Source organism: Bartonella sp. AP20NXHL (genome assembly GCF_042196165.1).
Taxonomy (GTDB): Bacteria; Pseudomonadota; Alphaproteobacteria; order Rhizobiales; family Rhizobiaceae; genus Bartonella.
Genome location: NZ_JBHIPV010000070.1, coordinates 1 through 1,283, shown reverse-complemented (window position 1 = coordinate 1,283; position 1,283 = coordinate 1). Strand labels below are relative to the sequence as shown.

The following is a 1,283-nucleotide window of genomic DNA, read 5'->3' as shown; positions in this document are numbered from 1 at the left end:
TGAAAGGGACCAATGGAACACAATGGTAATATCGGCTATGAGTTTAGCGGCGGTTTCCCAGTCGAGGTATCCCGCCGCTTGATAAAAGACTCCAAAATCTCTCCAATGCTCGACAAGTCATTAATATCGAGTTCTCCAACCGCTTCATGTGCCCATCCAGAAAGGCGTGCAATCATAGCGATTGTTTGCTCTATGCCTTCTTTTTTGTCGATTGCTTGCACATCTTTTGTTTTGGGGCGCCGTAAGGTGATTTCGGTATGCTCTTTTCCTTCAAAGGTAATCGGTACAAGTAATTTATGTGTAATGCTTGTTTGGACTGTCATTTTATAATCCTATATTTTCTCTATGGTCTGCGAGTTGATTGACGCCATTGAATTTTCTCACCAAGTTGAGGACATCTATCTCAACGATTTCAACGTCCTTCTGGACATATTTGAAATACTGCAATGTGAAGGTAGTTGTGGATGTTGCTTTGCTGCCCGGTTGCCATTCTGCCATTTCAAAGCCTTTGCATAGTCCTCTCATGGTAATGACAACACCTTCTGCTGGTGTGCCTTGCGCTTGCATTGAACTTCGTAATGAGATATCGACATCTGTGCGCCCCAACAGTGCCATCAATTCTGGAGAGCAATCAGAAATGGTCATGCTAAGTGTGAGGGTTTCAAGACCAAGGTCAACTTCAATAGAGCTATCCATGCCTCCGCCACGATAACTTTCAACAACCAAACTCAAATTCGGTAATGTTACGCTTTCACATTTTGCTTGATAGGGAATGCCGTCGACAAAAATGTTAAAATATTTCAAAACTCTTGGTAAAACGGGGATAGCCATTAAAAAATCTCCTCTAAGTAATCATTTACAATGCGTGAACGGAATGTGATGTGTTCTGCTGGTGTTGTTGGTGTGAATTCGACATTGAAATAGACTCTGCCGCCTTCAATGGCGCTTGCTGTATTCAACTCTAGATCAGGCGTACAACGCCCACCAAGAATGGCGCCTTGTGCTTTTAAATCACGCAAATAGGCATTGACGCTTTCACTCACGTCACTCATGTAGGTTTTTTTGATATTGCGGTCGACAGCCCATAGATGCCCGCGCAAAATGGCATCATTGATCATATCTGCGGTGCGTACCACCGATAAGAAAGCAAATTTTGTATCACTTGAGAGGGTGCGATTACCCCAGAGGCGATAGCCATTTTCGCGGATAATTGTTGTGATGTTTTGTTCGTTAAGAAGGTTGGCGCGGCTTGATCGATCACCAATGGAAAAATCAATGGGGCG

Annotated in this window: 3 protein-coding genes; all 3 read right to left on the bottom strand. The window is 43.6% G+C overall.

Annotated elements, in window-relative coordinates; all coding sequences use genetic code 11:
* Positions 1 to 35: 35 nt before the first annotated feature.
* A complete protein-coding gene (locus tag ACFILL_RS09225; RefSeq protein ID WP_375643829.1) occupies positions 36 to 323 on the bottom strand; it encodes a phage tail assembly protein in 288 nt (95 codons plus the stop codon).
* Position 324: 1 nt separating this feature from the next.
* Entirely contained in the window at positions 325 to 831 is a 507-nt protein-coding gene (locus ACFILL_RS09220; RefSeq protein WP_375638020.1) for a phage major tail tube protein, read from the bottom strand.
* Positions 831 to 1,283: phage tail sheath C-terminal domain-containing protein (locus ACFILL_RS09215; protein ID WP_375643832.1), on the bottom strand; the 453-nt coding region annotated here is incomplete at its 5' end. The genes ACFILL_RS09220 and ACFILL_RS09215, both read right to left, overlap by 1 nt.